The sequence below is a fragment of the Chloroflexus sp. MS-CIW-1 genome, from assembly GCF_030444705.1.
GTDB lineage: Bacteria > Chloroflexota > Chloroflexia > Chloroflexales > Chloroflexaceae > Chloroflexus.
In genome coordinates this window covers 1,440,013-1,464,834 of record NZ_JAUBWR010000001.1, presented here as the reverse complement: position 1 = coordinate 1,464,834, position 24,822 = coordinate 1,440,013, and the positions used below count along the sequence as shown (strand labels likewise).

At 53.7% G+C, this 24,822-nt stretch carries 21 protein-coding genes and 1 tRNA gene; 14 read left to right on the top strand and 8 right to left on the bottom strand.

Annotation, left to right across the window (positions count from 1 at the left end; all coding sequences use genetic code 11):
• The first annotated feature begins 108 nt into the window (after nucleotides 1-108).
• Together QTO31_RS05805 and QTO31_RS05800 are read left to right on the top strand one after the other, a co-directional pair.
• Nucleotides 109-1,077, top strand: a complete 969-nt coding sequence (locus QTO31_RS05805; protein WP_031458103.1) for a glycosyltransferase family 2 protein — start codon at nucleotides 109-111, stop codon at nucleotides 1,075-1,077.
• Nucleotides 1,074-2,615: a flippase gene (locus tag QTO31_RS05800; protein ID WP_031458104.1), complete on the top strand. Its 1,542-nt coding sequence runs from the start codon at nucleotides 1,074-1,076 to the stop codon at nucleotides 2,613-2,615. Before QTO31_RS05805 ends, QTO31_RS05800 begins: the two co-directional genes overlap by 4 nt.
• A 324-nt stretch (nucleotides 2,616-2,939) precedes the next feature.
• On the opposite strand, the gene QTO31_RS05795 is transcribed toward QTO31_RS05800, so the two are convergent.
• Entirely contained in the window at nucleotides 2,940-4,301 is a 1,362-nt protein-coding gene (locus tag QTO31_RS05795; protein ID WP_301428411.1) for an MFS transporter, read from the bottom strand.
• A 165-nt stretch (nucleotides 4,302-4,466) separates the two neighbouring features.
• Between QTO31_RS05795 and QTO31_RS05790 the strand changes: the two genes are divergently transcribed.
• The gene (locus QTO31_RS05790; RefSeq protein WP_301428410.1) at nucleotides 4,467-5,018 is read left to right on the top strand and encodes a CvpA family protein; all 552 of its coding nucleotides are present in this window, start codon (nucleotides 4,467-4,469) and stop codon (nucleotides 5,016-5,018) included.
• A gap of 81 nt (nucleotides 5,019-5,099) precedes the next feature.
• Complete coding sequence (locus tag QTO31_RS05785) at nucleotides 5,100-7,556, top strand: endonuclease MutS2 (RefSeq protein ID WP_301428409.1); 2,457 nt, start codon at nucleotides 5,100-5,102, stop codon at nucleotides 7,554-7,556.
• Between the two features lie 149 nt (nucleotides 7,557-7,705).
• On the opposite strand, the gene QTO31_RS05780 is transcribed toward QTO31_RS05785, so the two are convergent.
• A tRNA-Lys gene (locus QTO31_RS05780) sits at nucleotides 7,706-7,781 on the bottom strand.
• Between the two features lie 108 nt (nucleotides 7,782-7,889).
• Between QTO31_RS05780 and QTO31_RS05775 the strand changes: the two genes are divergently transcribed.
• Nucleotides 7,890-9,797, top strand: a complete 1,908-nt coding sequence (locus tag QTO31_RS05775; RefSeq protein ID WP_301428408.1) for a VanW family protein — start codon at nucleotides 7,890-7,892, stop codon at nucleotides 9,795-9,797.
• A gap of 15 nt (nucleotides 9,798-9,812) precedes the next feature.
• Nucleotides 9,813-10,502: a TIGR04282 family arsenosugar biosynthesis glycosyltransferase gene (locus tag QTO31_RS05770; protein WP_301428407.1), complete on the top strand. Its 690-nt coding sequence runs from the start codon at nucleotides 9,813-9,815 to the stop codon at nucleotides 10,500-10,502.
• A gap of 83 nt (nucleotides 10,503-10,585) precedes the next feature.
• Here the strand turns inward: QTO31_RS05770 and QTO31_RS05765 are convergent, their stop codons facing one another.
• Nucleotides 10,586-11,050 carry a GNAT family N-acetyltransferase gene (locus tag QTO31_RS05765; protein ID WP_301428406.1) on the bottom strand — a complete coding sequence of 155 codons (465 nt, stop codon included), beginning with the start codon at nucleotides 11,048-11,050 and terminating at the stop codon, nucleotides 10,586-10,588.
• A 487-nt stretch (nucleotides 11,051-11,537) separates the two neighbouring features.
• Between QTO31_RS05765 and QTO31_RS05760 the strand changes: the two genes are divergently transcribed.
• The 3 genes from QTO31_RS05760 to QTO31_RS05750 all read left to right on the top strand — a co-directional run bounded on the left by QTO31_RS05760 (nucleotide 11,538) and on the right by QTO31_RS05750 (nucleotide 14,672).
• Nucleotides 11,538-12,779, top strand: coding sequence for a multidrug effflux MFS transporter (locus tag QTO31_RS05760; protein WP_031458111.1), 1,242 nt, complete (start codon nucleotides 11,538-11,540; stop codon nucleotides 12,777-12,779).
• Nucleotides 12,780-13,267: 488 nt separating this feature from the next.
• Nucleotides 13,268-13,741, top strand: coding sequence for an SRPBCC family protein (locus QTO31_RS05755; protein ID WP_031458112.1), 474 nt, complete (start codon nucleotides 13,268-13,270; stop codon nucleotides 13,739-13,741).
• Between the two features lie 100 nt (nucleotides 13,742-13,841).
• Nucleotides 13,842-14,672, top strand: coding sequence for a DUF92 domain-containing protein (locus QTO31_RS05750; RefSeq protein WP_031458113.1), 831 nt, complete (start codon nucleotides 13,842-13,844; stop codon nucleotides 14,670-14,672).
• Nucleotides 14,673-14,764: 92 nt separating this feature from the next.
• Here the strand turns inward: QTO31_RS05750 and QTO31_RS05745 are convergent, their stop codons facing one another.
• Nucleotides 14,765-15,292, bottom strand: coding sequence for a PspC domain-containing protein (locus tag QTO31_RS05745; protein WP_031458114.1), 528 nt, complete (start codon nucleotides 15,290-15,292; stop codon nucleotides 14,765-14,767).
• A gap of 485 nt (nucleotides 15,293-15,777) precedes the next feature.
• Nucleotides 15,778-16,359 carry a macro domain-containing protein gene (locus QTO31_RS05740; RefSeq protein ID WP_031458116.1) on the bottom strand — a complete coding sequence of 194 codons (582 nt, stop codon included), beginning with the start codon at nucleotides 16,357-16,359 and terminating at the stop codon, nucleotides 15,778-15,780.
• A 322-nt stretch (nucleotides 16,360-16,681) separates the two neighbouring features.
• Here QTO31_RS05740 and rsfS point away from each other — a divergent pair, with 322 nt between their 5' ends.
• The 4 genes from rsfS to QTO31_RS05720 all read left to right on the top strand — a co-directional run bounded on the left by rsfS (nucleotide 16,682) and on the right by QTO31_RS05720 (nucleotide 19,033).
• The gene (gene rsfS, locus QTO31_RS05735; RefSeq protein ID WP_031458117.1) at nucleotides 16,682-17,014 is read left to right on the top strand and encodes a ribosome silencing factor; all 333 of its coding nucleotides are present in this window, start codon (nucleotides 16,682-16,684) and stop codon (nucleotides 17,012-17,014) included.
• An 8-nt stretch (nucleotides 17,015-17,022) separates the two neighbouring features.
• Nucleotides 17,023-17,238 (top strand): hypothetical protein, encoded by a 216-nt coding sequence (locus QTO31_RS05730; RefSeq protein ID WP_028458358.1) that lies wholly within the window; start codon nucleotides 17,023-17,025, stop codon nucleotides 17,236-17,238.
• A 122-nt stretch (nucleotides 17,239-17,360) separates the two neighbouring features.
• Complete coding sequence (locus QTO31_RS05725) at nucleotides 17,361-18,062, top strand: SDR family NAD(P)-dependent oxidoreductase (protein ID WP_301428405.1); 702 nt, start codon at nucleotides 17,361-17,363, stop codon at nucleotides 18,060-18,062.
• A gap of 101 nt (nucleotides 18,063-18,163) precedes the next feature.
• Nucleotides 18,164-19,033 carry a PAS domain-containing protein gene (locus QTO31_RS05720; RefSeq protein WP_301428404.1) on the top strand — a complete coding sequence of 290 codons (870 nt, stop codon included), beginning with the start codon at nucleotides 18,164-18,166 and terminating at the stop codon, nucleotides 19,031-19,033.
• 1,714 nt (nucleotides 19,034-20,747) lie between these two features.
• On the opposite strand, the gene QTO31_RS05715 is transcribed toward QTO31_RS05720, so the two are convergent.
• Both QTO31_RS05715 and QTO31_RS05710 read right to left on the bottom strand, forming a co-directional pair.
• On the bottom strand, nucleotides 20,748-21,788 hold the full coding sequence (locus QTO31_RS05715) for an NAD-dependent epimerase/dehydratase family protein (RefSeq protein WP_031458120.1): 1,041 nt from the start codon (nucleotides 21,786-21,788) through the stop codon (nucleotides 20,748-20,750).
• A 15-nt stretch (nucleotides 21,789-21,803) separates the two neighbouring features.
• Nucleotides 21,804-23,021, bottom strand: a complete 1,218-nt coding sequence (locus tag QTO31_RS05710) for a DUF190 domain-containing protein (RefSeq protein ID WP_301428403.1) — start codon at nucleotides 23,019-23,021, stop codon at nucleotides 21,804-21,806.
• 196 nt (nucleotides 23,022-23,217) lie between these two features.
• Between QTO31_RS05710 and QTO31_RS05705 the strand changes: the two genes are divergently transcribed.
• Entirely contained in the window at nucleotides 23,218-23,517 is a 300-nt protein-coding gene (locus QTO31_RS05705; RefSeq protein ID WP_031458122.1) for an FHA domain-containing protein, read from the top strand.
• A gap of 61 nt (nucleotides 23,518-23,578) precedes the next feature.
• Here QTO31_RS05705 and QTO31_RS05700 read toward each other — a convergent pair whose 3' ends face one another.
• Nucleotides 23,579-24,817, bottom strand: coding sequence for a hypothetical protein (locus QTO31_RS05700; RefSeq protein ID WP_301428402.1), 1,239 nt, complete (start codon nucleotides 24,815-24,817; stop codon nucleotides 23,579-23,581).
• Between the last annotated feature and the right edge of the window lie 5 nt (nucleotides 24,818-24,822).

Here is a 24,822-nt window from a genome sequence, read left to right as displayed (position 1 = left end):
CGTGACGTTCTCGTTAACTCCAGATAGCCATACATTCAGCGAAGTGTTAACTTCCAGGCGTACACTGCCTCCGTCAATACGGGTACCGAGTAAGTGGGCAGCACATGTATGAATACGCTAACGGTTGATATTGTTATCTCAACGTATGGACGCGGCACGGCTATTGATGCCACCATCGCTAGTCTCCGTCAGAACACCTATCCCCACTTTACGCTCTGGGTGCTTGATCAGAGTGAAGACGACACGACCGAGCAATGTGTACGAACTCATGCTGAAACTGACGACCGGATTCGATACGTTCGACGGCCAGTCCGCGGTATCTCGGCAACCCGCAACGCTGGTGCAGCAATGGGCAATGCTCCGTACATTCTGTTTACCAATGATGATTGCGTCCTTGATTCCAACTGGATCAGTGCCCTGATCACAGAGTTACAAAACGAACAAATCTGGCTGGCCTTCGGCGCTGTCTTACCTGGACCACATTTGTCGAATCCTGATGAAATTGTTCTAGGCACCTGCAACGGCCTCCGTCGAATATTTCACCACAACTGGTTCAATTTAGGATTTGGTCATGGTCATAATATGGGTGCACGCCGTGAGGCCTTTGAGCGGCTCGGTGGTTTTGATGAACTAATCGGTGCCGGTGCGCCGCTGGGTGCCTGGGAGGAGCGTGATTTGGGATATCGCGCTTTGAAGGCAGGAGGTACGATTGTCTTCACTCCACACGCCATTGCCTACCATCACCACTGGCAGAGCTGGCACAGTGCTCGCCGCAGCTTTCGCGCTTACGGGATCGGTGCCGGCGCAGTTGCAGGCAAATATATGCGCTGCGGTGATCTCGGTGGAATAGTGATCTTGACTGAGTGGTTGTTTAGTCAGGGATTACGCCAGATTGCTTCAGGCATCTTCAAATGGCATCGTCGCGATAAAGTTTTGCTCGGTCTTGATCAGCTTTATTACCCGTTCGTTGGTTTACGCAAAAGCCTTGACTATCAAATTGATCGGGGAACGTGTTGTTATATCGCACCATACCGACTGAGTAACACCGATCGATCACACAAGGGAGTCGTACCGTGACTAGCGAGGTCTCGACCAATACACCGCCACCTTCACCAATCAGTGGGGCACGTATAGCGCGCAATGCTGGCGCTATGATGGCTGCTCAACTGTTGACCTGGGCAATGGCTTTCGTGGTTGCAATTTTTCAACCACGCATCCTGGGGCCATTAGCAATCGGACAGCTTTCGATTGCCTTCTCCATCTGGATGATTGTCGGTGTATTGATCACCTTCGGTATGGATACCTACCTGACCAAAGCAGTTGCCCGTGAGCCACAACGCACCGGTGTGCTGGTCGGTACCAGTTTGGTAGTACGGATCGGTCTGTGGCTCCTTGGCTGTCTAGCTGTATTTGGCTACGACCTGTTTGCCGTCAATGCCGATCCTACGCAAACCGCATTGATCTGGATCATCGGATTGATGACCCTCTTTTCGGTGTTGAGTGGCGGCCTCATCGCTACTCTCAATGGTCTCGAACAGGTTCATTATGTATCGCTGGTCACTGTTTTGAGCAAAATGGTGTTGACGGTTGTGAGCCTTGCCCTCCTGTTTGCCGGGTTCAATGTGATCTGGATCGGATGGGCGAACGTGCTGGCAGCGCTGGTTGCCTTCTTGGGTGATGCCTTTTTTCTCTTCCGCCAACACCGACCACGCTGGAGTATTGATCTGGCAGCCGCTGGCCTGATGCTCAATGTATCAAAACAGTATCTGGTTACTGCACTAACACTGATGGTCTATCAGCAGATTGACCGTTTATTCATCGCTCTGTTCGCCTCTACTGAAGCGGTTGGCTGGTACGGCACAGCCGTTAACCTCTTCGGAACACTCATGTTCTTTCCGATGGCAATTGGAACAGTCATTTTCCCCACGCTGACCCGTCGCTTTGCGGCCGGTCAAGAGCATCTGGCAATGGCCGCACGGCCGATTTTTAATATTATGCTGGCGCTGAGCATACCGATTGGACTAGGATTAGTTGCGATTGCCGAACCGGTTGCGTTGTTGCTGTACGGTGAAGCCTTCCGCCCCACCGGCGTCGTCCTGGCAGTGTTGGGGATCGTTTTGATCTGTACGTATCTTAATACCGTTCTGAGCCAGTTGTTGATTGCAGCCGATCGCACTGCGGCGCTCAATATCATTATGATTGCCGCCACGGTTGCAACGCTTCCTCTCGATGCAATCCTGGTACCTTGGACCAATCGAGTGTTTGCGAATGGCGCATTAGGTGGTGCCCTGGCTTACACGATTACCGAATTGGGCATCTTGATCGCAGCCATTAAAGTGCTGCCAAAAGGAACGCTCGGTGCCCAGAACTGGCGCGTGGGGGTGCTCACCGGTCTAGCCGGAGCTGGGATGCTGCTTGCCATCTGGTGGCTACGCGAGTCGACGTTCTTCTTCCTGGCCGTACCGTTAGGCGCAGCCGTGTATATCGGTCTGGTGTTGGCGTTTCGTGCCTTGCCTGACGACGATCTGACAATCATCAAAGAGGCGCTGAGTAAGTTGATTGCCCGCTTGCCCTTTATAGGTCGTAAGTTGAAACCAGCTCAACCTGAAGCGTAAGACTACCCCTGAATAAACATTCGCCTGTACCATCTTCAGGGGTTGTGCTGCAATGTGCGCCTGACTCCCCTGACATTCTTTTGCTTACCGTGTGGTAGAGAAAGAGAGGTTTTGCCACGCCAGGCAACAGTTTACCCTACACACCGCAAGTCGCACATCGGAGGCTTTTGCGGCTAGGGCAATAGCGTGGGTAAAGAGCATCACCAGCAAATGTGTGATGTTCGTCGGTTTCATTCCGTTTGTGAGCAATTCGGTCATCGTATCTAACCCGAAGCTGAGCACGTTGCACAAATCTTGGCGACGGTACGAAGTGAACTTCAGCGGCTACTCGCTGTCAGCCAACACTCGCCAGAAAGCGCCAACCATCACCACACGACCGAGCATTGTGCCGACAAACAAGACCGCCAAGTCTTTTATCAGGAGTGGCCCTAAATGTAGCAACGTACCGGTCATCGCCTGACCCAATACCCCACCAATCAATGCAGCGATCAACGTTCCCAATCCGGTGAGGAGGCTGAAGATCGCCACGGCAACCCCGCGTTGAGCAGCCGGTGCTCGTGCCATAAGCAGATTACTCAATCCTTGGTTGACGCCCGGCCAGAAGACTCCGGAAAAGATCGCAGTCAACCAGAGGGGCACAATATTTTCTGGCGTCGAGAGAACCCATCCCAATGGGAGCGGAACCGTCCCCAACACACAAGCAGTGACAACCCGTCGGTAGCCATAGCGATCCATCAACCACCCGACAAGAGGTGAAAAAATGAGGGCAACCGCACTGGTTACGATACCGGTCAAGGCCAGCAGCGAGAAATCAAGCTGGAGGGTTGTCAAACCGTAGGCGTTAAAGAATGGGGCAGCAACCCCGGTCACCAATGCCCAACCAGTAGCCAGGATGGCAAAATGCCGAAATGCAGCTTCACGAAGTGGATCAAAAAGGAACGAACCAATACCGCGCCAGTGTACCGGAGCGAGTGGAGGTTCGGGCTGACGAGCAATCAGCAGCGCTGCACCAAAGGCGGACAATACGGCAATCCCGAAGATCACGGCATACCCTTGTGCGGCGGCGCCTTGAACACGAAAATAATCCAGGATCAACCCCGCACCGTAGATGCTCACCATCGCACTGATTCCCGCCACGGTATTGCGCAAGCCGAAATAGCGCCCTCGTCGATCTGGAGGTACCAGATCGCTCATCCAGCTCAGCCAGGCATTACCGGCCATCCCGTTTAACCCATACGAACAGCCCAAGGCGATGAAGAACACCGCAAGCTGCCACTCTGTTGGCCAACCGGTAAACGGCAGACAAAGTAGCAACGCCCAAATTGAACGGCCTGCCAGCGCCGAAAAGAGCACAATTGCCCGCCGATTTGCGAAACGTGCTTCGAGGTATGCGCTGAGAAACTGCATCAATTGACCGATAAACGGCAAAGCCCCCAGCAGACCAATTTGAAAATTGTTGGCTCCCAACAAAAGGGCAAATCCACTCAGGAAAACACTCCCACCAATTGCACCGGTAATGCTGATGTGGATATTCGCAACCGCTCCTTCCCAGATCGACAGAAGCAAACCTCGCTGCACTTCGGAGGGTGATAGTGGTTGGGGTGATACGGTAGTCTGTGCGGTCTCGGCGGGCGCAACCTGCACACCAGAGGTCGCTGTCACGATTGTAGGATTGGTGCCGGTCATACATGAAACCTCATTTCACAAAAGGCTGCTGCCAACGGGCATTCAGCAATGAAAGCACAACGACGATATGCGACAGCTCATCCCTGTCAGAACGATATGCTATAATCGGCTTGCAGGTCTATACTGAAAAACTGGCAACTAGTATGAGCGCCGGGAGAAATTAACATGAACGTCATCGATCTCCTTTTTGTTGTGCTCTTCTTCGGCGCATTGGCCGTAGGATTCTTTCAGGGCACGATCCGACTAATCATTGTTATTCTCGCGTTCTACCTCGGTACCGTGTTAGCCAGCCTCTACTATCAAAGTCTGGCCGACATCTTCGTCCGTGAACTGGGTGGACAGCGTTTCGTCAGTCAGTACGTTGCCTTTGCCCTCATCCATCTATTCAGTTTTATCGTGCTGACATGGGTCGGTGTATATAGTTTTCGGTATGTACATACGCCACACCATCTTGAAATGGTAGACCGTATCATCGGTACGGCATTGGGGGTGATTATCGGCGGCATGATTCTGGGATTATCGGCAGTACTCCTCTGGAATCTGTTTATTGTACGTGGTTTTGCCAATATTGACTACCCGATTACACGATGGCTAGGCGGACAAATCGGCACATCACTCATGTTGCGCTTCTTTGCCAACGCTGTCTTACCCAGTCTGTATGAACTCATCGATCCTTTCTTGCCCGACGCCGCACGTATCATCTTTCAAGTTCAATAATCCACCTGTAGCCCGATGGCAGACATCCGCTATCGGTTTAGTCTGGAAGCGGAACAACATCTTACAGGTACGAGTGTTGGTATGTCGATCCCGGAATCTACGCTCATCACACTTGAATTCGACGTTATACGCAACCGTCTAGCGCAATATACCGCTTTTTCGGCCTCGCGTGAACTGGCCTTAAGTCTGACTCCGGCCACCGATCCGGATGAAGTCCGCCGACGGCAGGCGCTTACGGCTGAGGCCCGTTTGTTGCTAGAAGAGTGGCCAGAGTTGAGCATTGGTGGTGCCCGCGATGTGCGACGGGCAGCACTTCACGCTGCCCGTGGCGGTATTCTTGACGGAACGACCCTCCGTGAGGTGGCAACAACCTTGCAGAGTGCGGCGTTCGTCCGTCAACGGTTGAGTCGCCTCGATGCACGCTTTCCCCTCTTGATCGATCTGGCTCATACTCTACCGCCATTGCCATCGTTGATCGACGCGATTGAGCGCGCTATCGACGAGGATGGTCAGGTTGTGGATAGCGCCAGCTCTACGCTTGCCCGGTTACGCCAGGAAGTCCGCATCGCTTTTAACCGTTTGCAAGAGCGGCTGCAAAGTATGATCCATTCCAGTGCCCTGGCCGGTGCGCTTCAGGAACCAATTATCACGGTACGCAACGGTCGCTATGTGATTCCGGTGAAGGCCAGCCATCGCCGTGAAGTACGCGGCCTGGTGCACGATCAGTCGGGGTCGGGGGCTACGCTCTACATCGAGCCGCTAGCTATTGTTGAATTGAATAACCGCTGGCGTGAATTGCAGTCGGCTGAAGCCGAAGAGGTGCAGCGTATCCTGGCGACTTTATCAGAGCAGGTTGGTGCAGCAGCCAGTTTGATTAGCAGCACGGTTGATACGCTGGCAAAGATTGATCTGGCTTTTGCACTGGCTCGTTATGCGATTGCTACTAACAGCACTGCCCCCGAAATCGTAGACTGGCGACCCGATAACCCACCATCTACCGAGCCACCATTGTACCTGACTGGCGCCCGCCATCCATTGCTCCCCCCTGAGAAGGTCGTACCAATCAATCTCTGGTTGGGAGGCGAGTTCTCACTGTTGCTGATCACCGGCCCTAATACCGGTGGCAAAACAGTGGCGCTGAAAACGACCGGCCTGCTCGCGCTGATGGCACAAGCCGGTATGCAGATACCTGCGGCGCAACCGTCGCGTTTGCCGGTCTTTCAATACATTTTTGCTGACATTGGCGACGAGCAGAGCATCGAACAGAGCCTTAGTACCTTCTCGTCGCATATGGCAAATATCATTCGTGTGCTGAACACATTAGCGACTGCCCAACAGGAACCGGTCATCAGTGACGATCATCAACTGTTCGAGAATCATCGACCGGCAGCACTGGTACTCTTCGACGAGCTAGGCGCCGGTACCGATCCGGTTGAGGGTGCTGCCCTGGCGCGAGCGATCATTGGCCGCCTGCTCGAATTGGGGGTGTTGGGCATTGCGACCACGCATTACGCTGAATTAAAGGCATTTGCGTATGCTACGCCGGGTGTTCAGAACGCATCGGTTGAGTTTGATGTCGAAACCCTGGCGCCCACCTATCGCTTGAATATCGGCATCCCTGGTCGTTCAAACGCGCTGGCAATTGCAGCACGGTTAGGGCTAGACCCGGTACTCATTGAACAGGCCCGGTCATACATTGACCGCAAAGAGGCACAGGTTGAAGACTTGCTGGCCGGGATTCAGCGTGAACGGGCTGCTACTGCTGCTGAACTGCAACGCGCTGAAGAGCTACGGATCGACGCCGAGCGCTATCGTGATCGGTTGGCTGCTGAACAACAGGCCTTTGCTGCCGAACGCGAAGCGGCACTCGCTGCTGTACGTCAAGAGATTGAAGCTGAACTGCGCGAGGTGCGACAGCAATTACGGCGGTTACGCGAAGAGTTCCGTACCGTAAACCTGTCACGTCAGTGGCTGGAAGAGGCAGAGAAGCGGCTAGCGGCTACGGCTGAGCAGGCGCAGAAGGCGATAGATCACCTGCGTCAGCAGGCAACGCCAGTAGCGCCACCACTAACCGAACGACCACTTCGCGTTGGCGATGTAGTACATGTCACTTCAATCGGGCTAAGCGGCGAGATCGTTGCCATCGACGAGGAAGACAATACGGCTACCGTGCAGGTAGGCGGCTTCCGCATGACCGTTAACCGTAACGAATTGAAACCTGCCAAGGGACAGTCTGCAACTGATCAACGCTTTACGCCATCGCAACGAGACGTTCAGCTTCCCGCACCACCCGATGTATCAATGACCTTTGACATACGCGGCTGGCGGGCGTCGGAAGTAAGTACCCGCCTGGATCGCTATCTCAACGACGCTTATCTCGCCGGTTTGCATCAAGTCCGTTTGATTCACGGCAAAGGTACCGGTGCCTTACGACAGGTTGTACGTGAACTTCTTGCCAGTCATCCGCTGGTGGCCTCGTTTAGTAGCGGTGGTCGCGACGGTGGCGATGGCGTAACGATTGCGACCCTGGTTGATTAGGAACGAACCTCACCGAACAGCGGTTTGTACAGATTGAGACGCCGTAGTACAGTTGCTCATCGGCGTCTCATTGTGCATCCAGGTGCAGCGCAACCCGGTTCAAAGTCACTGCTTGAATCAAAAACACCGGTTTTGCACCGGTGTCATAGTGGTGGGCCCCGTGGGACTCGAACCCACAACCGATTGATTAAGAGTCAACTGCTCTGCCAATTGAGCTAGAGGCCCGCTGAAAATATACAACAACCTTGGCAAATTGTCAAACCGGTCACTTGTCGTAATGAGCGGGATTTTGTACAATGGCCGTATCTCACAATGAGCCCAGTAAACAATCATATGCCGAACGATCGCTATTACCAGGAATATGGTCCTATCTATCGCCGCCGGGTCAGGCAAGGTCTCACCTCTGCTGATGAAGAACGAACTCCGGAAGCGCCACGCCGACCGCGAACGCGCCGACCAGTACGTCACCGGCGACGTACACCTCTATGGAACTGGTTTGTGATCGTGAGTTTTTGCGTTGTCGCGTTTCCCCTCGGTATCATCTACGCTGTTGATGTCATCTACCCTGACATCATCTTGCCGGGGGTTTCGATACGGGGTGAACCGGTCGGCGGCTATTCGCGCGCCGATTTAATCATCGAGCTGCGCCAACGCTATCGTACATTTGAACAGCAACCGGTAACCCTTACATTTCGTGACCGTAGCTGGCGACCGACCCTTACCGATTTGGGGGTCACCTTCGATATTGAACAGCTCGTGAATAACGCTTTTACCCTTGGGCGCAGCGGCGATCCGTTTACTCGTGCGTATGAACTCTGGCTGCTCTGGCGCGAAGGTATCGATCTGACACCCCGCCTGACCGTCGATCTCGCCCAGACTCAGCGTTATTTACTAGGTCTGGCTCCGCAAATTGAGCAGATGCCAACCGACGCCGTCCTTAGCCTGGCCGATGCCCGAGTCGTTGGTCAACCAAGTCGGCCTGGCACGCAACTGTTGATCGATGCCACAGCAAATGATGTGCTGCTGGCGATCCAGCAATTTCAACCCCAAACCGTCGTGGTGCGTACTCGTCAGCTCGCGCCTCTGATTGATGATACTGATCTGGTGATTGCCCAACAAATTGCCGATCAGTTGTTGCGTAGCCCGCTCGAACTGAAGGTAGAAGACCAGACTATCATCTGGACACCAGAACGTCTGGCTGAATTACTCCAGGTGACTCCCGTTAATGGTCAGTTGACGATCCAGGTACACACCGAACGCCTGATCCGTGCGGTGGAGGGATTAGCGCAATTCATAGATACCGGAACGGCTGAACCACGGCTGCGCTTCAGCGATGGACGGCTGCGAATTGTAGCCGAAGGCCAGGCCGGACGACGGCTGCGCCAGACCGATGCAGTGACGGCTATCGCCAATCTTCTCATGCAACCATCACTGATAACGCGCACGCTCGCCTTACCAGTTGAACGGATCGAACCCCACATTACCGCCGAAACGCTCGATAGTCTTGGCATTGTCGAACTAGTGGCTGAAGGACGCAGCAGTTTTGCCGGTTCAGCACCGTATCGAATTACCAACATTCGCGCCGGCGCCGCCCGTATGAATGGTGTGCTCATTGCACCAGGTGAAGAATTTTCTTTCAATCGCCAGTTAGGCGAAGTGAACGCGGAAAATGGTTTTGTCGAGGGTTACGCGATTATCGGCAATCGAACCCAACTCGAATGGGGCGGGGGAGTATGTCAGGTAAGTACAACCGTGTTCCGGGCCGCCTTCTGGGCCGGCCTTCCGATTACCGAACGTCACGCGCATTCGTTCTACATCAGTTGGTACGACCGCTTTGGTCTCGGCCCTAACGGCGATGGTCAGGGTCTCGATGCGGCTATATTCACCGGCGTACAAGACCTCAAGTTCGTGAACGACACTGGTCACTGGCTGTTGATGCAGACCAGTATTGACGAGCAAGCGCAGGTATTGGTCGTCCAACTGTACGGTACCCGTCCTCAGCGAAAGGTGCGGATCGAAGGCCCAATCATTGCGAACGAGGTGCGAGCGCCAAGTGAGCCGGTGTACATTGATGATCCATCGTTACCACGCGGTACGTTGCGCCAGACCGATGTCGCACGCGGTGGTCGTGATATTTCGATCTATCGAATCGTGACCGATACCAATGGTCAAGAGCGCCGTGAGTTATTCTTCACCCGCTTTCGACCCTGGCCCGATATCTTTGTTCGTGGCACGAGATGAAGAACAGCAACTGTGATGAATCCTTCTCATGCACTATTTAACGGGAGCCGCCATGACTTGCCGGTTCTTGTGATGATGGCGCGCCGGCCTGAAGTCGGGAGGGTCAAAACTCGTCTTTGCCCACCACTGACCCCAGAGCAGGCAGTGATGCTTTATACAGCCTTCTTGCACGATCTGGTCGAATTGTTACGTCGTATACCGGCAGTGCACCCTCTCATTGCGTACACCCCAGACACGGCTGGCGATTATTTCGCTGCACTTGCCCCCGACATTGCCCGCCGTCCCCAGCGTGGTATTGATCTGAGCGCAAGGCTCGCTACTATCACCACCGATCTCTTCGACGAAGGCGCGCCGGCAATCGTCATCATTGGAAGCGATAGCCCGACACTCCCTGGGGCATACATTGAAGAGGCCTTTGCCGCCCTCACGAACGGCGCCGATCTGGTGTTAGGGCCAGCCGATGATGGCGGCTACTATCTGGTGGGTTTACGTCGACCAATACCGACCCTGTTCACCAACGTTGTTATGAGCACACCGACGGTATTGCACGATACACTGGTTATCGCTAGACAACTCGGTCTGCGTACTACCCTGCTCGCGCCGTGGTACGATGTTGATACATTTGCCGATCTCAAACGGCTGTACGCCGATCCGGAACCATTGCCGCATACACGCCCCTTGCTCAACCTGATTTTCGGGAAATGAGAAGAACATTGCCCTACCGTGACGCATAAGGTTCCTGGTACACTTGCCCATCCCGACCAAGACGACCACAACCTGAGCGAACGCTATCGCAACGGCGCTAGATCAAAGCGTATTCGTGGTACCAGTCGCTGCCACTCCGAGATACGTTCGCCAACAACCCGACCACCCATCCGCAGGTAGAAACCCACGGCATTCGGATCAGCATCCAGTTCCATCTGGGTTACACCATGAGCATGACATTGAGCAATAGCGTGCTCAAATAACGCTCGTCCTATTCCGCGACCGATCCACGGCGGAATAACCCAGAGGTCTTCAAGGATCGCAGGTGAACGATCCGTAAGCAACCGATACCATCCAATCGCTTGCTGAGCGTTATAAGCTACGTAGACCGATGAACGGGCAATGTCCATCGGTGAGATAATCGGTGAAGCTGCCCATGCGGCGATAAGGTGTTCGGGATACCCCCAGTAACTTTTTGCTGCTACCGCAATAAACTTGAGCGTCGCAGCATCGTGCGGTTGCGCACGAACAATTTCAATCGCTGACATAATATTCAGAATCTGGTTGTATAAACCCGGCTGTGCAGATTATACCAGAACACTCCTTCCATACCAGAGACTGCGAGCCTATCCAAAACATTTCTGAGAGCACTGCAAAAACTCACCACGGAGCACACAGCGTACACAGAGCGTGCAAGGTTTATGAATAAAGAGCGCATGGAAGAAAAATGTTCACAACCCTCTGTTCAATGAACGATAACATTATCTTTCGTCTCTGCGATCTCCGTGGTCTCTGTGGTGGAAAGATCACCTTTTTGCAGTGGAGTCATCTCTGTTTCGAGAGACGAAGGTCATCCTTTACCCGTACTCATTGGAACGCAGTAGGGCTGAGGTATGCCAATGGCTGAAAGGCCAATGTGATGCCCGTTGTACACACCATGGTTGACGACAAATGACAAACCAATGATTGACTTGTCAAAATCACGAACAAACGCGATAATGCTCGAAAAGAAGCAAAGCAAAGGAACACTCGATTATGTCATCACCCAAACCAGAATCCGGGCCGCACATTGGCGAATTCATTGCCATAATGGCGCTCATGACATCACTGGTTGCCCTCTCCATCGACTTAATGCTTCCCGCACTGGCCGATATTGGCACCGACCTCGGTTCGCCACACGCAAACGCCAACCAACTGGTGGTCACAATGGTGTTTGCAGGATTAGCGATAGGTCAACTAGTATATGGACCACTTTCAGATAGCACCGGGCGCAAACCGGCGATCTACCTGGGGTATGCTGTCTTTGGGCTAGGTTCGTTACTAACGATTCTGGCGGTCAATTTCCCCATGATGTTAGCCGGGCGTCTCCTGCAAGGATTGGGGGCGGCCGGGCCGCGAGGTGTTTCTATCGCACTGATCCGCGACCGCTTTGCCGGGCGAGAAATGGCACGGGTGATGTCATTTATGATGGTCGTATTCATCGTGGTACCAATCATTGCCCCAGCATTAGGCCAGGCCATCCTACTCGTTGCCGCGTGGCGAACCATCTTCGTCTTTCTGCTAGGGATAGGAGTTGTATCACTGATCTGGTTTGGGATACGGCAGCCAGAGACCCTCGCACCGCAGCGAAGGGCTCCGTTGTCGGTAAGGCGGATGAGTCGTGCCTTGCACGAAGTCATCCGCAATCCTACTGTCCTCGGTTATACGCTGATGGCTGGAACAGTAGCAGCTATGCTTCAGGCTTACCTCGCCTCAGCACAGCAGATATTTCAAATCCAGTATGCACTGGGGTCACTCTTTCCACTATTCTTTGCCATCAATGCCCTGGCAATAGGTCTGGCCTCGTTCGTCAATGGGCGGCTGGTAATGCGATACGGAATGCACCTGCTGGTAAAGATGGCGCTCTTTGCACTGTGTGGACTGACTATTCTTTTTGCCGGCACAACACTGGTAACCAACGGACAGCCGGAGCTGTGGATGTTGATGGCGTATCTCATCCCATGCTTTTTCTGTATGGGGATTCTTTTCGGCAACATGAACGCCCTGGCGATGGAACCGCTCGGCCATATTGCCGGTGTTGGCGCAGCCGTTGTGAGTTCGCTTTCCACCTTTGTCGCTATTGCACTGAGCGCAGTTATCGGTCAATCGTACAATGGCACTACAACACCGCTAGCGGTCGGCTTTGCTATTCTGAGCCTCATGGCGTTAGGCCTGATGCATTGGAACGAAGGAATGCAACATGCTCCTACCCCCGATTCTGAACCAATGGAACCTTGACAGTCGCGCCGGTCTGTGGTATTATTAACTAATTAGAGATATACAGCATGCTCTCCCCCTGCATCAGTATCATCCACCGCAGTGAGTGCAAACTGTTTGCACTCATACATTGATATTCACATAGCACGGTCTATAGACATACATTCGCTGTAACCTCTTCCGTGTTCAAGATGGACAGGAGTTTGCAGCGTTTTCATTGCTCTACTGTGAAGAGGAGCCATCTCCCCGTATCCCCTCTACTTTCCAGTAGTGGAATGAAGAGCGTTGAACACCCGCTTGCACCGGCACGGTGACGGCCATTACTGCCACGAAACGCCTACCATCAGTGATGGTTGCCTCTTATTTCATTCGTCTATGGAAGCAACCAAGCCAGTTGCGCGGAACATCATCGCTCGCAGAACTGATATGTATAAAACTATTGACATTGCTGTGCAAAGATGGTATGATAACTGTGCAAAGCATTAACAAACCAGAGATAGGAGAATCTCATGATTAAAGTAGGACGGCGCTGCCACATTGAAGGTGTAACCCCTGAGCAAGTATTTACTACACTTTCTGATCCATCCCTGATCGGCCAAATTTTGCCACGTGTTCAGAAGACCGAGTTACACGACCGTGACGATGTTGCCCGTCATGCAAAGCTTGTCACCCATATGTCGATGGGTGGCCTGTTCGGAACCATTCGCTGCGAAGGCGACTTAACATGGCAAGATAATCGCGAGATTGTGTTCACCGTTCGCACACCTCTGCCTGTTGAGACACGCTGGGTAATCAGTCCGGCAATCAACGGTACAGACGTTCAGGTGGTGATGGGCATTGATCTGAAACCACTGCTCGGTGCTATGGCCTCATTTGTACCTGAAAAGACTGTAGCAGACATGTTAGGTTCCGATCTTGAAACAGCACTGCGTGGTGTTGCCAAACAGACGCGGCAGACAGTTTTAGCACGCGCCGCTGCGTAATCATTGTAACTCCCTATCTCTGGTATAATCGCAGAGTACCTGCTCATAGGTGCTCTGCGATCTTTTTTATACCGCTCCGGCAGATGGGTCGGGGGAGACTATGATTGACCTTATGCAGATCGGTCTTGGGTTCGTGCTCAGCATTGTGATCGGCGGGATTGCTTTTGCCCGGCGTTCGTTGAGTGAAAGTGGCTGGTTGGGTGCGATACTGGTTGGAACACTCACGTTTGGGTTTGGCGGTTGGCCCTGGGGTCTGACCCTCATCGTCTTCTTCGTCAGCAGCAGTATCCTCTCACACTACAAAGAATCGATTAAAGAACGACGTGCAGCAGAAAAGTTTGCTAAAGGTGGACGGCGCGACTTTTTTCAGACAATTGCCAATGGTGGACTAGGTGCGTTATGTGCAGTTGCGTATGCGTTGGGTAATCAGCCTCCAGCCCTCCTGGCGGCATTTGTCGGTCTGATGGCAACGGTAACCGCTGACACCTGGGCGACCGAGCTAGGGGTGTTAAGCCCGCATCAGCCACGCCTGATTACGACTCGCCAACCTGTTCCACCAGGTACGTCAGGTGGAGTGACACTCATGGGTACGACCGCAGCCGCAGCAGGTGGATTGTTGATTGGGATAACGATGTTTCTGTTCAGTTGGCTAACGTTACCCGGCGGCTCCCTTCCCTGGTGGATGATTGTGGCAGGATTACTCGGTGGATTGGGCGGCGCACTGTTTGACAGTCTGCTCGGCGCAACGGTACAGGCGATTTATGTCTACCCCGACGGGCGTGAGACCGAACGTCGGATCGCCCGCGATGGAACACCTAATCGCTTCCTTCGCGGCTGGCGCTGGATGGATAACGATCTGGTCAACCTGATTAGCTCAATCGGCGGCGCTGTTATTGCGATAGGCATTGCCGCCCTGGCAGGTGTGCTCTGAACCGGCACTTATGTTCTTCAGCCATTTGCAACGATGGTTGCCCGGCATCTGAACAACAGGGACGGATTCTAAACCCGTCCCTATTATTGCACTCAGCGGCTCCGCCGTAACAAAACCAGCCCGGCAACGATCAATAACAGTGGGAAGAGCAGCGATAGGTTAACACCCAACTGTTCCAGCAAGATAATACCACCTACCCCTATCAAGATCATACCGAGTAAACTCCAATTACGACGGCGTGATGGCGGTGGTGAAAGCTGAACCGTCTCGCCGGTGGCCGGCCCACCAATCGGCTGCCCGGTAAGCGGGTCAAAGCGATACGAGGGATCGGGCGCGTACCCAACACGCGCCTGCCCACCCACTTGACTCTGACCAACAAAGACCTCCTGGTTTACCGGCATCGCACCAGCAGCAGTCGGCATAGAAGGAGTAGGTGGTGTATCCTTCGGCATAATCAACCATAAGACCAGGTAGATTGGCAGGCTAATCCCATTAATGAAAAAGACTAGCACAAAGATCAGGCGAACAATCACCGGATCAACCGCAAAGTAGCGCGCTAATCCGCCACAAACGCCCCCAATCATACGATCAGTGCTGCTACGTGTAAGTCGAGTCTGCATGTATCGGCTCCTTCTAGCCAGGTCATAACGAGTATGTTTATTCATTCTGTCAATTTGACGAAAGTTCTACCAATTGGTTGCAGCTCTGACTGTTATCAAATCTGAAAATGGCGTGGCCGCGCCTATGGCATCACGTCTCTTGCATCCGCCAGTTAAAGGCTTGCACGATTCGCAGGTGCTAAATGCACTTATGCCAATGCAGTTACTCAGCACTTGGTAGCATCATACTGACTGCGGCGTACACCAATCCCTTTTGTTCACCGCCTTCCTCGCACTGACGCCTGCGTTTGGTGAGTGGAACATGGGTTTCACCGCTAAAATGCGTGGCTAGAACGATGGTAACCTGAACAAGGTGAGAGTGCTGTAGACTGCTGAAGCGTAGCTTCAGCAGCCCAAAGAGCGATCCGCTTGCCGACAATTCGGTCACGTAGCACGCAGCAACATCCATGCCAACTGCGGGAAGGAGTTTGGCACTACCATCACCGCTACACAGATTGATCCCGCCCTTGTGATTGCATCCTGGCCCGAATCTGCATCAGCGCATCACGATAGACCGGGAACGTATCGTGCCACAACACCATGCGTACCAGCGTCGGCGTCTGATGTGTTTGCAAATCATCAATGATCGCACGTAATACCAGCGGTGCAGCTCGATCAACCGGAAAGCCATAAATACCGGTTGCGATACTGGGAAAAGCAATACTTTGCAGACCATACTGACGAGCCAGAGCCAGACTTGAGCGGTAAGCACTGATCAACAATCGATCGGCCTCTTCTGGCGGATAGTGTTGAAAGATCGGCCCGACCGCGTGAATAATGTAGCGGGCCTTAAGCGCAAATCCTGGTGTGATCCGGGCTTGCCCGGTTGGACACGGCGCCACCGCAGCGCAGGCCTGTTGTAGCTCAACAGGACCGGCAGAACGGAAAATAGCGCCGCACACACCACCACCCTGTAGCAACTGCTCATTCGCTGCATTCACAATCACATCAACATGCTGGGTCACAATATCGCCCGCGACTAATTCGAGCCGTGAGTGACCGATTGATAATTCTACCGTGTCGTTCATACCCTTCCTCCTTCCCACACGTCTCCATCTCTCTTACCCCGAAGCGTGTGGAAGATTAGAACCCGCTCCTACCGTGCGCCGACGACACTGATCGGCGCACCAACGAGTGGCCTGGCCGCAGACCACGGTCGAAACAGGAAACTGCTGCTCCTACCCACATTTCTCTTCCACCTTCTCTCCTCACCGCTGCCGGATAGTTTGACACAATTTTACCCATGAGCCTTACGATCCTGGTATAATAGTTTTACAAGGTGCGTCAAATATGTTAGGATTCAAGCAAACACATTCACGAACACAGGAGGAGAGAACTATCGAGACCGGAATGATTGCTCGCCGCATCGTCGAGCTGGTCGAAGACAAGCAGGCACACGATATTATCCTGCTTGACATTCGCTCGCAGACAACGATTGCCGATTATTTTATCATCTGCACCGCCGATAACGACCGACAAATGCGCGCGATCATCGACCACGTTGACGAGAAGATTGCAATTGAGCACGGGTTAAACCCGCGGATGGAAGGCAGTGCTGACACTGGCTGGGTTGTGCTCGACTACCGCGATATTGTGGTACACATTTTTAGCCAGTACCAGCGTGAATACTACCGGTTAGAGCGTCTCTGGAGCAAAGCGATACCGGTGGTTGTAGTACAGTGAGGAAACGTATGGGCAAGGAGACTGCACGACGCAGAGCAGCGTCGCGGCGTAAACGGTTTGTTCTGTTCGCCAGTGGGGCAGCGCTTGGTAGTGCAATAGGCCTGCTCGTCGGTTCAGTACTGACGTTCTGGATCGGTGAAGGTGCTGCCCGCGCCATTCAGCGCGGCCTGCGTCGGCTAGGCGGCGATGATGGACGACCGCATTTCGACCTGCTAATGCAGTAAGGCATACTGAAATGGGTAACGATGAGGTTGCCGGCAGGGGATGCTCTCCGTTTGTCTGGGCATAGAGGCAACTCTGGCGTTGTTGTGCGCCAGAGTTGTTTGTATTCACGAAAGGCAGCGGTATGGATCTGGCAGGAAAAGTTGCGATTGTTACCGGTGGTACCGGCGGCTTAGGCGTTGCGGTGGTAGAGCGTCTGCTAATGGCTGGTGCTACTGTTATAATCCCCTACGTGTATCAAGATGCCTTTCAACGTCTGGCAGAACGATTGCCGGCGGTGATCGGCATCCAGCTCGATCTCACCGACGAACCGGCAACGCGCTCGGCATACGCGACGATTGCCAATGATCACGGTGGCATTGATATTTTGGTAAACGCCGCTGGTGGCTTTGCCGGTGGTGAGCCGGTACATCAGACCTCGTGGGAACTCTGGCAATCACAGATTGACATTAATCTGAAAACGGCCGTTATTTCGTGTGCGGCAGCCATCCCACATCTGATCGCTCGCGGTGGCGGCGCCATCGTTAACGTCAGCAGTCGCACCGCCACGCAAGCTGGTGCCAACCTGGCTGCTTATGCCGCAGCGAAGCGGGCCGTTTTGCAATTAACTGAAGCCCTGGCAGTTGAGCTACGTCCGCACAATATCACGGTCAACGCTGTCTTACCAAGCGTGATCGACACACCGGCTAATCGTGCAGCGATGCCGAAAGCAAATTATGAGGTGTGGGTCAAACCCGCTGAGATTGCCGATGTGATCCATTTTCTGGTTAGCCCTGCCGCCAGAATTATTAGCGGAGCGGCGATACCGGTGTATGGGCGGGCGTAGGGGAAGATTGACAGTTTACGACACCTTCTCCTACAATCAGCCATAGCCGTGTTGCCCAACAACTACGGCATCAGCCCGTCGGTATAAAGAAGGGAATGATTATGTCAATAGACGTTCAGAGTCTGCTCCGCGAACTTAACGATCTTCGTCATCGTTACGCAATGCTTGTGCGGGCACTACGTCTAATGATTTACGACTATGATGTCGCCACCGGCAACATTACCTGGAGTGGTGAAACAGAACACGTGTGTGGACGCTCGATCAACGAGCTTGATGGAGGAATTGCGCAATGGGAAGCGCTCATCCATCCCGAAGATCGTGAACGGGCCGTTCGCTTGCTAGGCGAAGCAGAGGCCAGTTTGAGTGAATACGACATTGAGTATCGCTTTGCCCATAAGAACGGCTCGTATGTATGGATTCTCGACCGTGGCTACTTTCTGGTCGGGCCTGACGGTAAGGCGGCCCGGATGGTCGGGATGATGCAGAACATCAGCGATATTAAGGCGATTGAGTTTGAGCGCCTTCAGATGCAGGAAGAGATTATTGCTGCCCAAGAGCGGGCATTACGTGAGTTGAGCACGCCGTTGGTGCCGATTAGCGATCAGGCGGTAGCGTTGCCACTAGTGGGATCAATTGATCAACGCCGCGCCGGGATGATTATCGAGACCTTATTAGAAGGGGTTGCTGCCCGTGGGGCCGAGATTGTGATCATTGACATCACCGGTGTAACGACGGTCGATACCTTTATCGCCGATGCTCTGATTCGGGCAGCACGGGCAGTACGTCTGCTTGGTGCTCAGGTGGTGTTGACGGGGATCAGCCCTGAAGTCGCACAGACGCTGGTCAGTCTTGGCGCAGATTTAAGTGTCTTCGAGACCCGTGCGACGTTGCAAGATGGGATTGCACTGGCGATGAATGGTTTCCCCAGCAGCAGAATGACCGACCGTAACAACGAACGTCGGTACAGGTAGCATATTGGTTTGTCAAAGCTACCTTCTGTTTGCTGGAAGCAGAGATCATGAGGTAGGGGATAAAGGAGTACCAGGTGCACTGACCTTAGAGTGTGATTCAGAAACCCATCTTCAGTTCAACGTGACGCGATGGAATCCCGCGCATTCGACCTGACGTGATGCCCAGATCATTGTTCCGATGCCGGATGATGGTCATATTCCCTCGCCGACGGGTTCGGCGTCGCCAATATCGTTCGTATCGCCACCGTCGGCGCCAATCGGATCACCCGTATTGCCCGCATCAACCGTATCAACAGGCCGTCCCGCCATTGCCGTCCTGACACCGTCGCCACCGTCTGCACCGCACCTGTACCATCAGCGGCACGACGCTGCGTGGTCGGTGTGATCCCCATCGGCGCCCAAACGTAGCCGCGAATGAGAAATGACCACCTGCGGCATGACAACGCGACGAAACGCTTACACGACAATAACGTAGGTGCGGTTCGTGCACTGCACCTACGCAATAGGAACATACACACGATATGAGCCGGTTCAGAAACCTAGTTTTTTTGATCACGCTCTGAGAGCCCGATCAAAAACCCGGATTTCTCATCGGGCGCGTACCGTGCCTGGGCAACCATTTGGGAGGTTGTCAATATTCTTTCGCGCCAGCACCCCGCGTTCCCCCTTCCTCTCCCCGTGTGGGAGAGGAAGGGGGCGAGGGGGAAGGTGAGGGCCGTCAGGCGTGTTCCGCAGCATAGACGCTGAAACCGCCTCAGCAGTCCATAATTCACCTACCCCCTATGTGCCAAAAGCAATATCCAGACACACGCTGAGATGTTATCCGCTTATGCTTAGCAACAGGTAGCGGTATCGCGCACCTGACGACCTCACCTTTCTCTAAGACCAATCCCGTTCGTGAAAACCGTGTATCCTAACCTCTGGATCACGCTGTATGGACGAACGATGCCACTTTCCGCCAGCTATCCCATCTCCCTCTCTCCCAGCTTGCACCCTTCTACCCCCTATCCCCCTACCCCCTCGCTTGCGGGGGGTACTAGAGGCATCGGCAGGATGATTCACGATTTGCACAGACAGGATTGGTATGAGACCCCTTCCGCTCTCATTCTGGGAGAACAAGGGGGAGGTGGAGCAGATAACACGATAAGGGAATATTCAGACACGCTCTTATACCAATCTTGGCTGTGCGACCTGTTTCTAATCCTACTAAACTCATGCGTTAGCGCACGGAAGGCAGTGAATCGATGGGATTGTTGCTGCAAACGTTTGGCCGGATGATACACGGTTCGTTTCGACAGAATTGTATAAGAGCCGCGCAGCTCCCCGTTGCAACTTGGTCTACGGTTAAGCCTCCGTGCTCACGTTGATCATGCTTTCAGCGCATTGTAGGGTTGGGTTCCAGACCCGCCCTGCCGGCATGCTCCTGAGACGGATGCGGGTTCCATTGCTGCCACCGTAAGATGCGGGCCGGAGGCCCGCACACCTAGGTGACGTTCGTCGTCATTGCTCCGCTCTGGTTAGTGAATGTAACCCAAAACTGAAAATTCCAGAAACCCCTACATCATCGGTGTATCAAACACCACCGAAAATCAGAAACGTCGAACCCGCTCCGCATCTACCGCCCGGCCTTGAACTCTGGAAGGTATCCGACCCCGACTGCACTAGCAAAGAGTGGTCGACTTATGCAGAGCATCAGGAAGACGTTTTGCACTACCTAGAAGAACAGCTTTGCAAAGCGCAAGATACCCTGACTCCAGGGAACACGGTGCGATACACCGGTCTGCTGACCGAACTTATGCGCATTTTCGACATACCATTTGAAATTACGCACCAGTGCCTCTTTGTTCGAGTATTTTGGTGTAAAGCCTAATACCCGCTCGGCCTTTTCTACCGACACAAACGAGTCTTCGGTAACGGTACCGTAAGCCCATTTGTAGACTGGCGATAATTTCAGTTTTTCCAGAATCGCCAAAGCCCAGACCATTGGTGCTGCCGGAAAGGTAATAATCTTCTTACCATAACCCGCAGCATCGAGCACTGCTTGAAAATCCTCTTTGATGGTTCCGAACTCTTTTGCACCGATGTTGAAGGTATCGTTGACCCGATCGCGATCAAGGCGTAGGCAAAGAACAATTGCCTCACAGAGGTCTTCAACATCGAGCAACTGATAGCGATTTTTGCCATTTCCCGGCAAGGGGAAGTTCCGCCCATCCATCGCCCAATCGTACAGCATAGCGAAGATGCCTAACCGTTCGGGACCAACGAACGATTTCGGGCGGAGAATCGGAACACACATTCCGGCCCGGCGAAATTCGAGACACAGCTCTTCGGCTTTGACCTTCGCCTCGCCGTAAGGGCCAACACCACTGAGCGGATCGGTCTCCAACAGTGGATGATGATCGGGAATGCCGTACACTGCCGTTGAGGAGATATGGACCACCCGCTCAACGCCGTGCTCACGCGCCGACTCGAGGACATTGCGTGTACCGTCAATGTCGGTTGAGAAGATGTCAGCCGGTGAATAGAGTGGGAGAGCGGCTGCGGTATGAACTACAAAGCGCACATCTTTCATTGCCCGGTCTACCGCTGCCCGGTCGCGAATATCGCCGGTATGCTCTTCGATCTGATTGCGTTCGGGATAATCGAAAGGAGCAATATCGAGCGAACGGACAAGATACCCGCGCGCCAGTAAGTAACGGGTGAGATTGATCCCCAGAAAACCGGCGCCTCCGGTGATTAAAACACGATCAGCCATAGCTTTTCATTCCTACTATTGTTGTAGTAAGGCCCTGATCAAGGCCCCACGTGCGATTATACCCGATAGTCGGCCATCGGGATCAACCACCGGTAATCGTTCAGCCTGATGGGCTAACAATTGCTGCGCAGCCAGGCTCAACCCGGCATCAAGTGCAACCGCCGGCAGTGACGGCTCTACCAGTTCATCTATCGTTTGCCGGGCACCGGGTAGAGCAGTAACCGGCATTGGCTGAGTACGACGTAATGCCGCCAGGAGCAGGTTCCGTTCATCACCTTGCACATACGACAACACCCGCGTGAGTCGTAACACACCGACCAGCCGTTGCTGATCATCAACTACAAATGCCACGTGACCGGGTGCAGTGATTAAGATCGCCAGAGCTGTGGCCAGCGATTGACCAAGCGCAACTCGGGCAGTAGCCGCCTGCATGACCATACGTACCCGCACTTCACCCTGCTCGGTGGAGGTTGACTGTTGTGCCGCTGCCTGTAAGATTTCGTGGTGACCAAACATCCCAACGAGCCGCCCCTGTTCATCAACCACCGGCATCTGGGTATACCCCCACTCGATCATCACTGCCAGTGCCTGCGTGATCGGCGTCGTCTGTGCAACACCCCGCACATCACGATTCACAATTTCGCCAACGGTACGGCCTTTCAACGACGCTAGCACTGCTGTGCCCTCTGCTGGTTCTAATACCTTGAGCAGTTCCGGCGCCAGGCGCAACCCGGCCCGCCATGCCAGCTCGCGAGGAGAAATAACGCCAATCACAGCATCATTGTCGATCACCGGTAACAATTCGCTGCGACCGGCTACAAAATGCTCTAACACCTCAATCAGTGGAGTGTCAGGTGTGATGATCCTAGACGGTTGCTGCATCAGTTCAGACACCATCTCAACATCAAATGGCCCACTTGGGCGCAAGATGCCCTGCGCTACGTCCACCGGCTCAACCGTGATCAGCGCACGCGGTGCAAGCTCGCTGATATACGGTAACAGACGTTTAATTCGCCCAACCGAATCAACCCACTCGATAACTATTGGCTGACGTTCAGCTTCTGGCGCAACCTGACGTTGTGGCCCGAAGCCGGTTAATGCAGCCAACACTGTCGCGCCGGTTGCGCCACTCTGCCGCAAAATGGCAAGCACTGCTTTGTACAACGGTCGATCACCAGCCCAATCCTCGCCATTCAAGTATATGCGCACCCGTTGGATTGCTGATTTCGTCATTGCGTGCTCCTTCCCTGATGGGATGGCAGATTTCCCGACGTAACGAGGCACCCCAGGTAATGTGATCTGCTCTCTATCGTGCTCGATAACAGACATTCTGCAATAGCCCAAAGGTCACTCTTGACAAATGAGATTTTAATGAGAATCATAAGGCTATATCGTTGTATCGCACTAGTTATGTTCATTGGAGGCCGCTATGAGCCGAGAACTTACCCTCATCGGCGTGTCCGGATCGCGAACCGGACAACAGATTGTGGTCAATCGGCGTAGCATGGTGATTGGCAGTGCCCGTCAGTGTGACATTGTGCTTTATGATCGGCAAGTGCTAGAGCGCCATGCTGAGATTGCCCAGGCACTTGAGCGATGGTTTGTGACACCACTCGACCATAGTGCTCTGGTTGCCCTCAATGGTCAGCGGATCAATTCTCGCCAACGGCTGAACCACGGCGATCTGCTGTCGATAGGCAGCGCGACCTTTAAAGTTGCCGACCGCTAACCAGAAGTACCTCCCATGGACAGGACATCCTCGGTGATGGAGGGTGTCCTGTTCTTTTACTTCAGAAGCCAACATCAATGATCGTGCGCCCGGTCCGATCTTGAAAGAAGCCTACTCCATCTTGAATTAGCCCGACGTAGAAGCCCATCCGTGTTTCGCGCTGTAAAATACGCACTCGCCCAATAACCTCGGCCTCCTCACCAGGGTAGAGAAAATCTTCGACGAAGGGCTGCGCCCACGCTTCGGGTGGACGGGGTGAAATAGCCCAGCGGTACGGGTATCGCTTTGGGCCACCACCACTGTTAGCATCCCAATCCATTCCCACACGCCAGAAACCACCAGCCTGAGCAGCGTAAATCCCATTTTCGACCGAAGAGAAGACCTCATCGGTCGTATATTCGTAGCCGCTCGGTGGCCCGTAGGTGCGAATGGGAACGGTACCGGTATTGCGCACCCGAATAGTGACGGTAATAACTTCACCCAGCATCACCCGCTGGGGCGCAATCATCGAGTAGACGATCCGTGCTTCTGGTTGACCGACATCGACCAAAGTGATCTGGCCTTGGCGCTGGACAACATTCCCAAAGGTGTCTTCAGCCCGTACCGTGTAGGTATAAACACCGGCCTCAAGCAGCGAACCGTTGGGTCGCTTGCCGTTCCAGACATGACGCTGCTCGTAGGGGCCTTCCTCTTCGCGGGTCACAACCGGAATGATCTCGCCATTTGGCGCCATAACCTCAATATTGATCGTCGCACTAACCGGTAATCGGTACGTGAATTCGGCGACATCATCAATCGCATCGGCATTAGGAGAAATAACCGGTGGCCAGACCATCAAATTTTCGATTTCAGGTGGTTCAATTGGTTCCCCATCGATGATCAAGGGAAGCCGTCGCTCGTCGCTGGCAGTACCTTCAGCGGCCCGTGCTGCCACCACCAAGGTATATTGACCTGGAGGTAACAAACGGCGCAAGACTTGGGGATCATCAGTCGGTACACTCCCATCGAAGCGCAATATGTAGGGATCAGATGCTGCTGCTCGTGGTTGTGATCGACGCAGTTCATACCGTTGACCGGCAGCATCAAGGATGTAAATATCGACCAGAGCCGCTCGCCCAACCTGATACTGGATCGCTAACGGGGTATCACGCCCTGGACTGTAACGTTCGGCAGTTACCACAACCTCTCCTAGCAATGGCGCCGTACTACATCCACTCAGGCCGAGCATCGTGATCCAGAGCAGGACAATTCCACCGATCACAATGAGCGGTTTTGTAGCACGCCACACAATGTTGCTCATCTGCT

Coding starts and splice junctions, on each gene's coding strand:
- QTO31_RS05760 (WP_031458111.1), top strand. CDS start 11,538: ATGTCATCACCCAAACCAGAATCCGGGCCGCACATTGGCGAATTCATT.
- QTO31_RS05770 (WP_301428407.1), top strand. CDS start 9,813: ATGAATCCTTCTCATGCACTATTTAACGGGAGCCGCCATGACTTGCCG.
- QTO31_RS05790 (WP_301428410.1), top strand. CDS start 4,467: ATGAACGTCATCGATCTCCTTTTTGTTGTGCTCTTCTTCGGCGCATTG.
- rsfS (WP_031458117.1), top strand. CDS start 16,682: ATGATTGCTCGCCGCATCGTCGAGCTGGTCGAAGACAAGCAGGCACAC.
- QTO31_RS05795 (WP_301428411.1), bottom strand. CDS start 4,301: ATGACCGGCACCAATCCTACAATCGTGACAGCGACCTCTGGTGTGCAG.
- QTO31_RS05700 (WP_301428402.1), bottom strand. CDS start 24,817: ATGAGCAACATTGTGTGGCGTGCTACAAAACCGCTCATTGTGATCGGT.
- QTO31_RS05785 (WP_301428409.1), top strand. CDS start 5,100: ATGTCGATCCCGGAATCTACGCTCATCACACTTGAATTCGACGTTATA.
- QTO31_RS05705 (WP_031458122.1), top strand. CDS start 23,218: ATGAGCCGAGAACTTACCCTCATCGGCGTGTCCGGATCGCGAACCGGA.
- QTO31_RS05710 (WP_301428403.1), bottom strand. CDS start 23,021: ATGACGAAATCAGCAATCCAACGGGTGCGCATATACTTGAATGGCGAG.
- QTO31_RS05730 (WP_028458358.1), top strand. CDS start 17,023: ATGGGCAAGGAGACTGCACGACGCAGAGCAGCGTCGCGGCGTAAACGG.
- QTO31_RS05720 (WP_301428404.1), top strand. CDS start 18,164: ATGTCAATAGACGTTCAGAGTCTGCTCCGCGAACTTAACGATCTTCGT.
- QTO31_RS05725 (WP_301428405.1), top strand. CDS start 17,361: ATGGATCTGGCAGGAAAAGTTGCGATTGTTACCGGTGGTACCGGCGGC.
- QTO31_RS05745 (WP_031458114.1), bottom strand. CDS start 15,292: ATGCAGACTCGACTTACACGTAGCAGCACTGATCGTATGATTGGGGGC.
- QTO31_RS05775 (WP_301428408.1), top strand. CDS start 7,890: ATGCCGAACGATCGCTATTACCAGGAATATGGTCCTATCTATCGCCGC.
- QTO31_RS05805 (WP_031458103.1), top strand. CDS start 109: ATGAATACGCTAACGGTTGATATTGTTATCTCAACGTATGGACGCGGC.
- QTO31_RS05715 (WP_031458120.1), bottom strand. CDS start 21,788: ATGGCTGATCGTGTTTTAATCACCGGAGGCGCCGGTTTTCTGGGGATC.
- QTO31_RS05750 (WP_031458113.1), top strand. CDS start 13,842: ATGATTGACCTTATGCAGATCGGTCTTGGGTTCGTGCTCAGCATTGTG.
- QTO31_RS05755 (WP_031458112.1), top strand. CDS start 13,268: ATGATTAAAGTAGGACGGCGCTGCCACATTGAAGGTGTAACCCCTGAG.
- QTO31_RS05765 (WP_301428406.1), bottom strand. CDS start 11,050: ATGTCAGCGATTGAAATTGTTCGTGCGCAACCGCACGATGCTGCGACG.
- QTO31_RS05740 (WP_031458116.1), bottom strand. CDS start 16,359: ATGAACGACACGGTAGAATTATCAATCGGTCACTCACGGCTCGAATTA.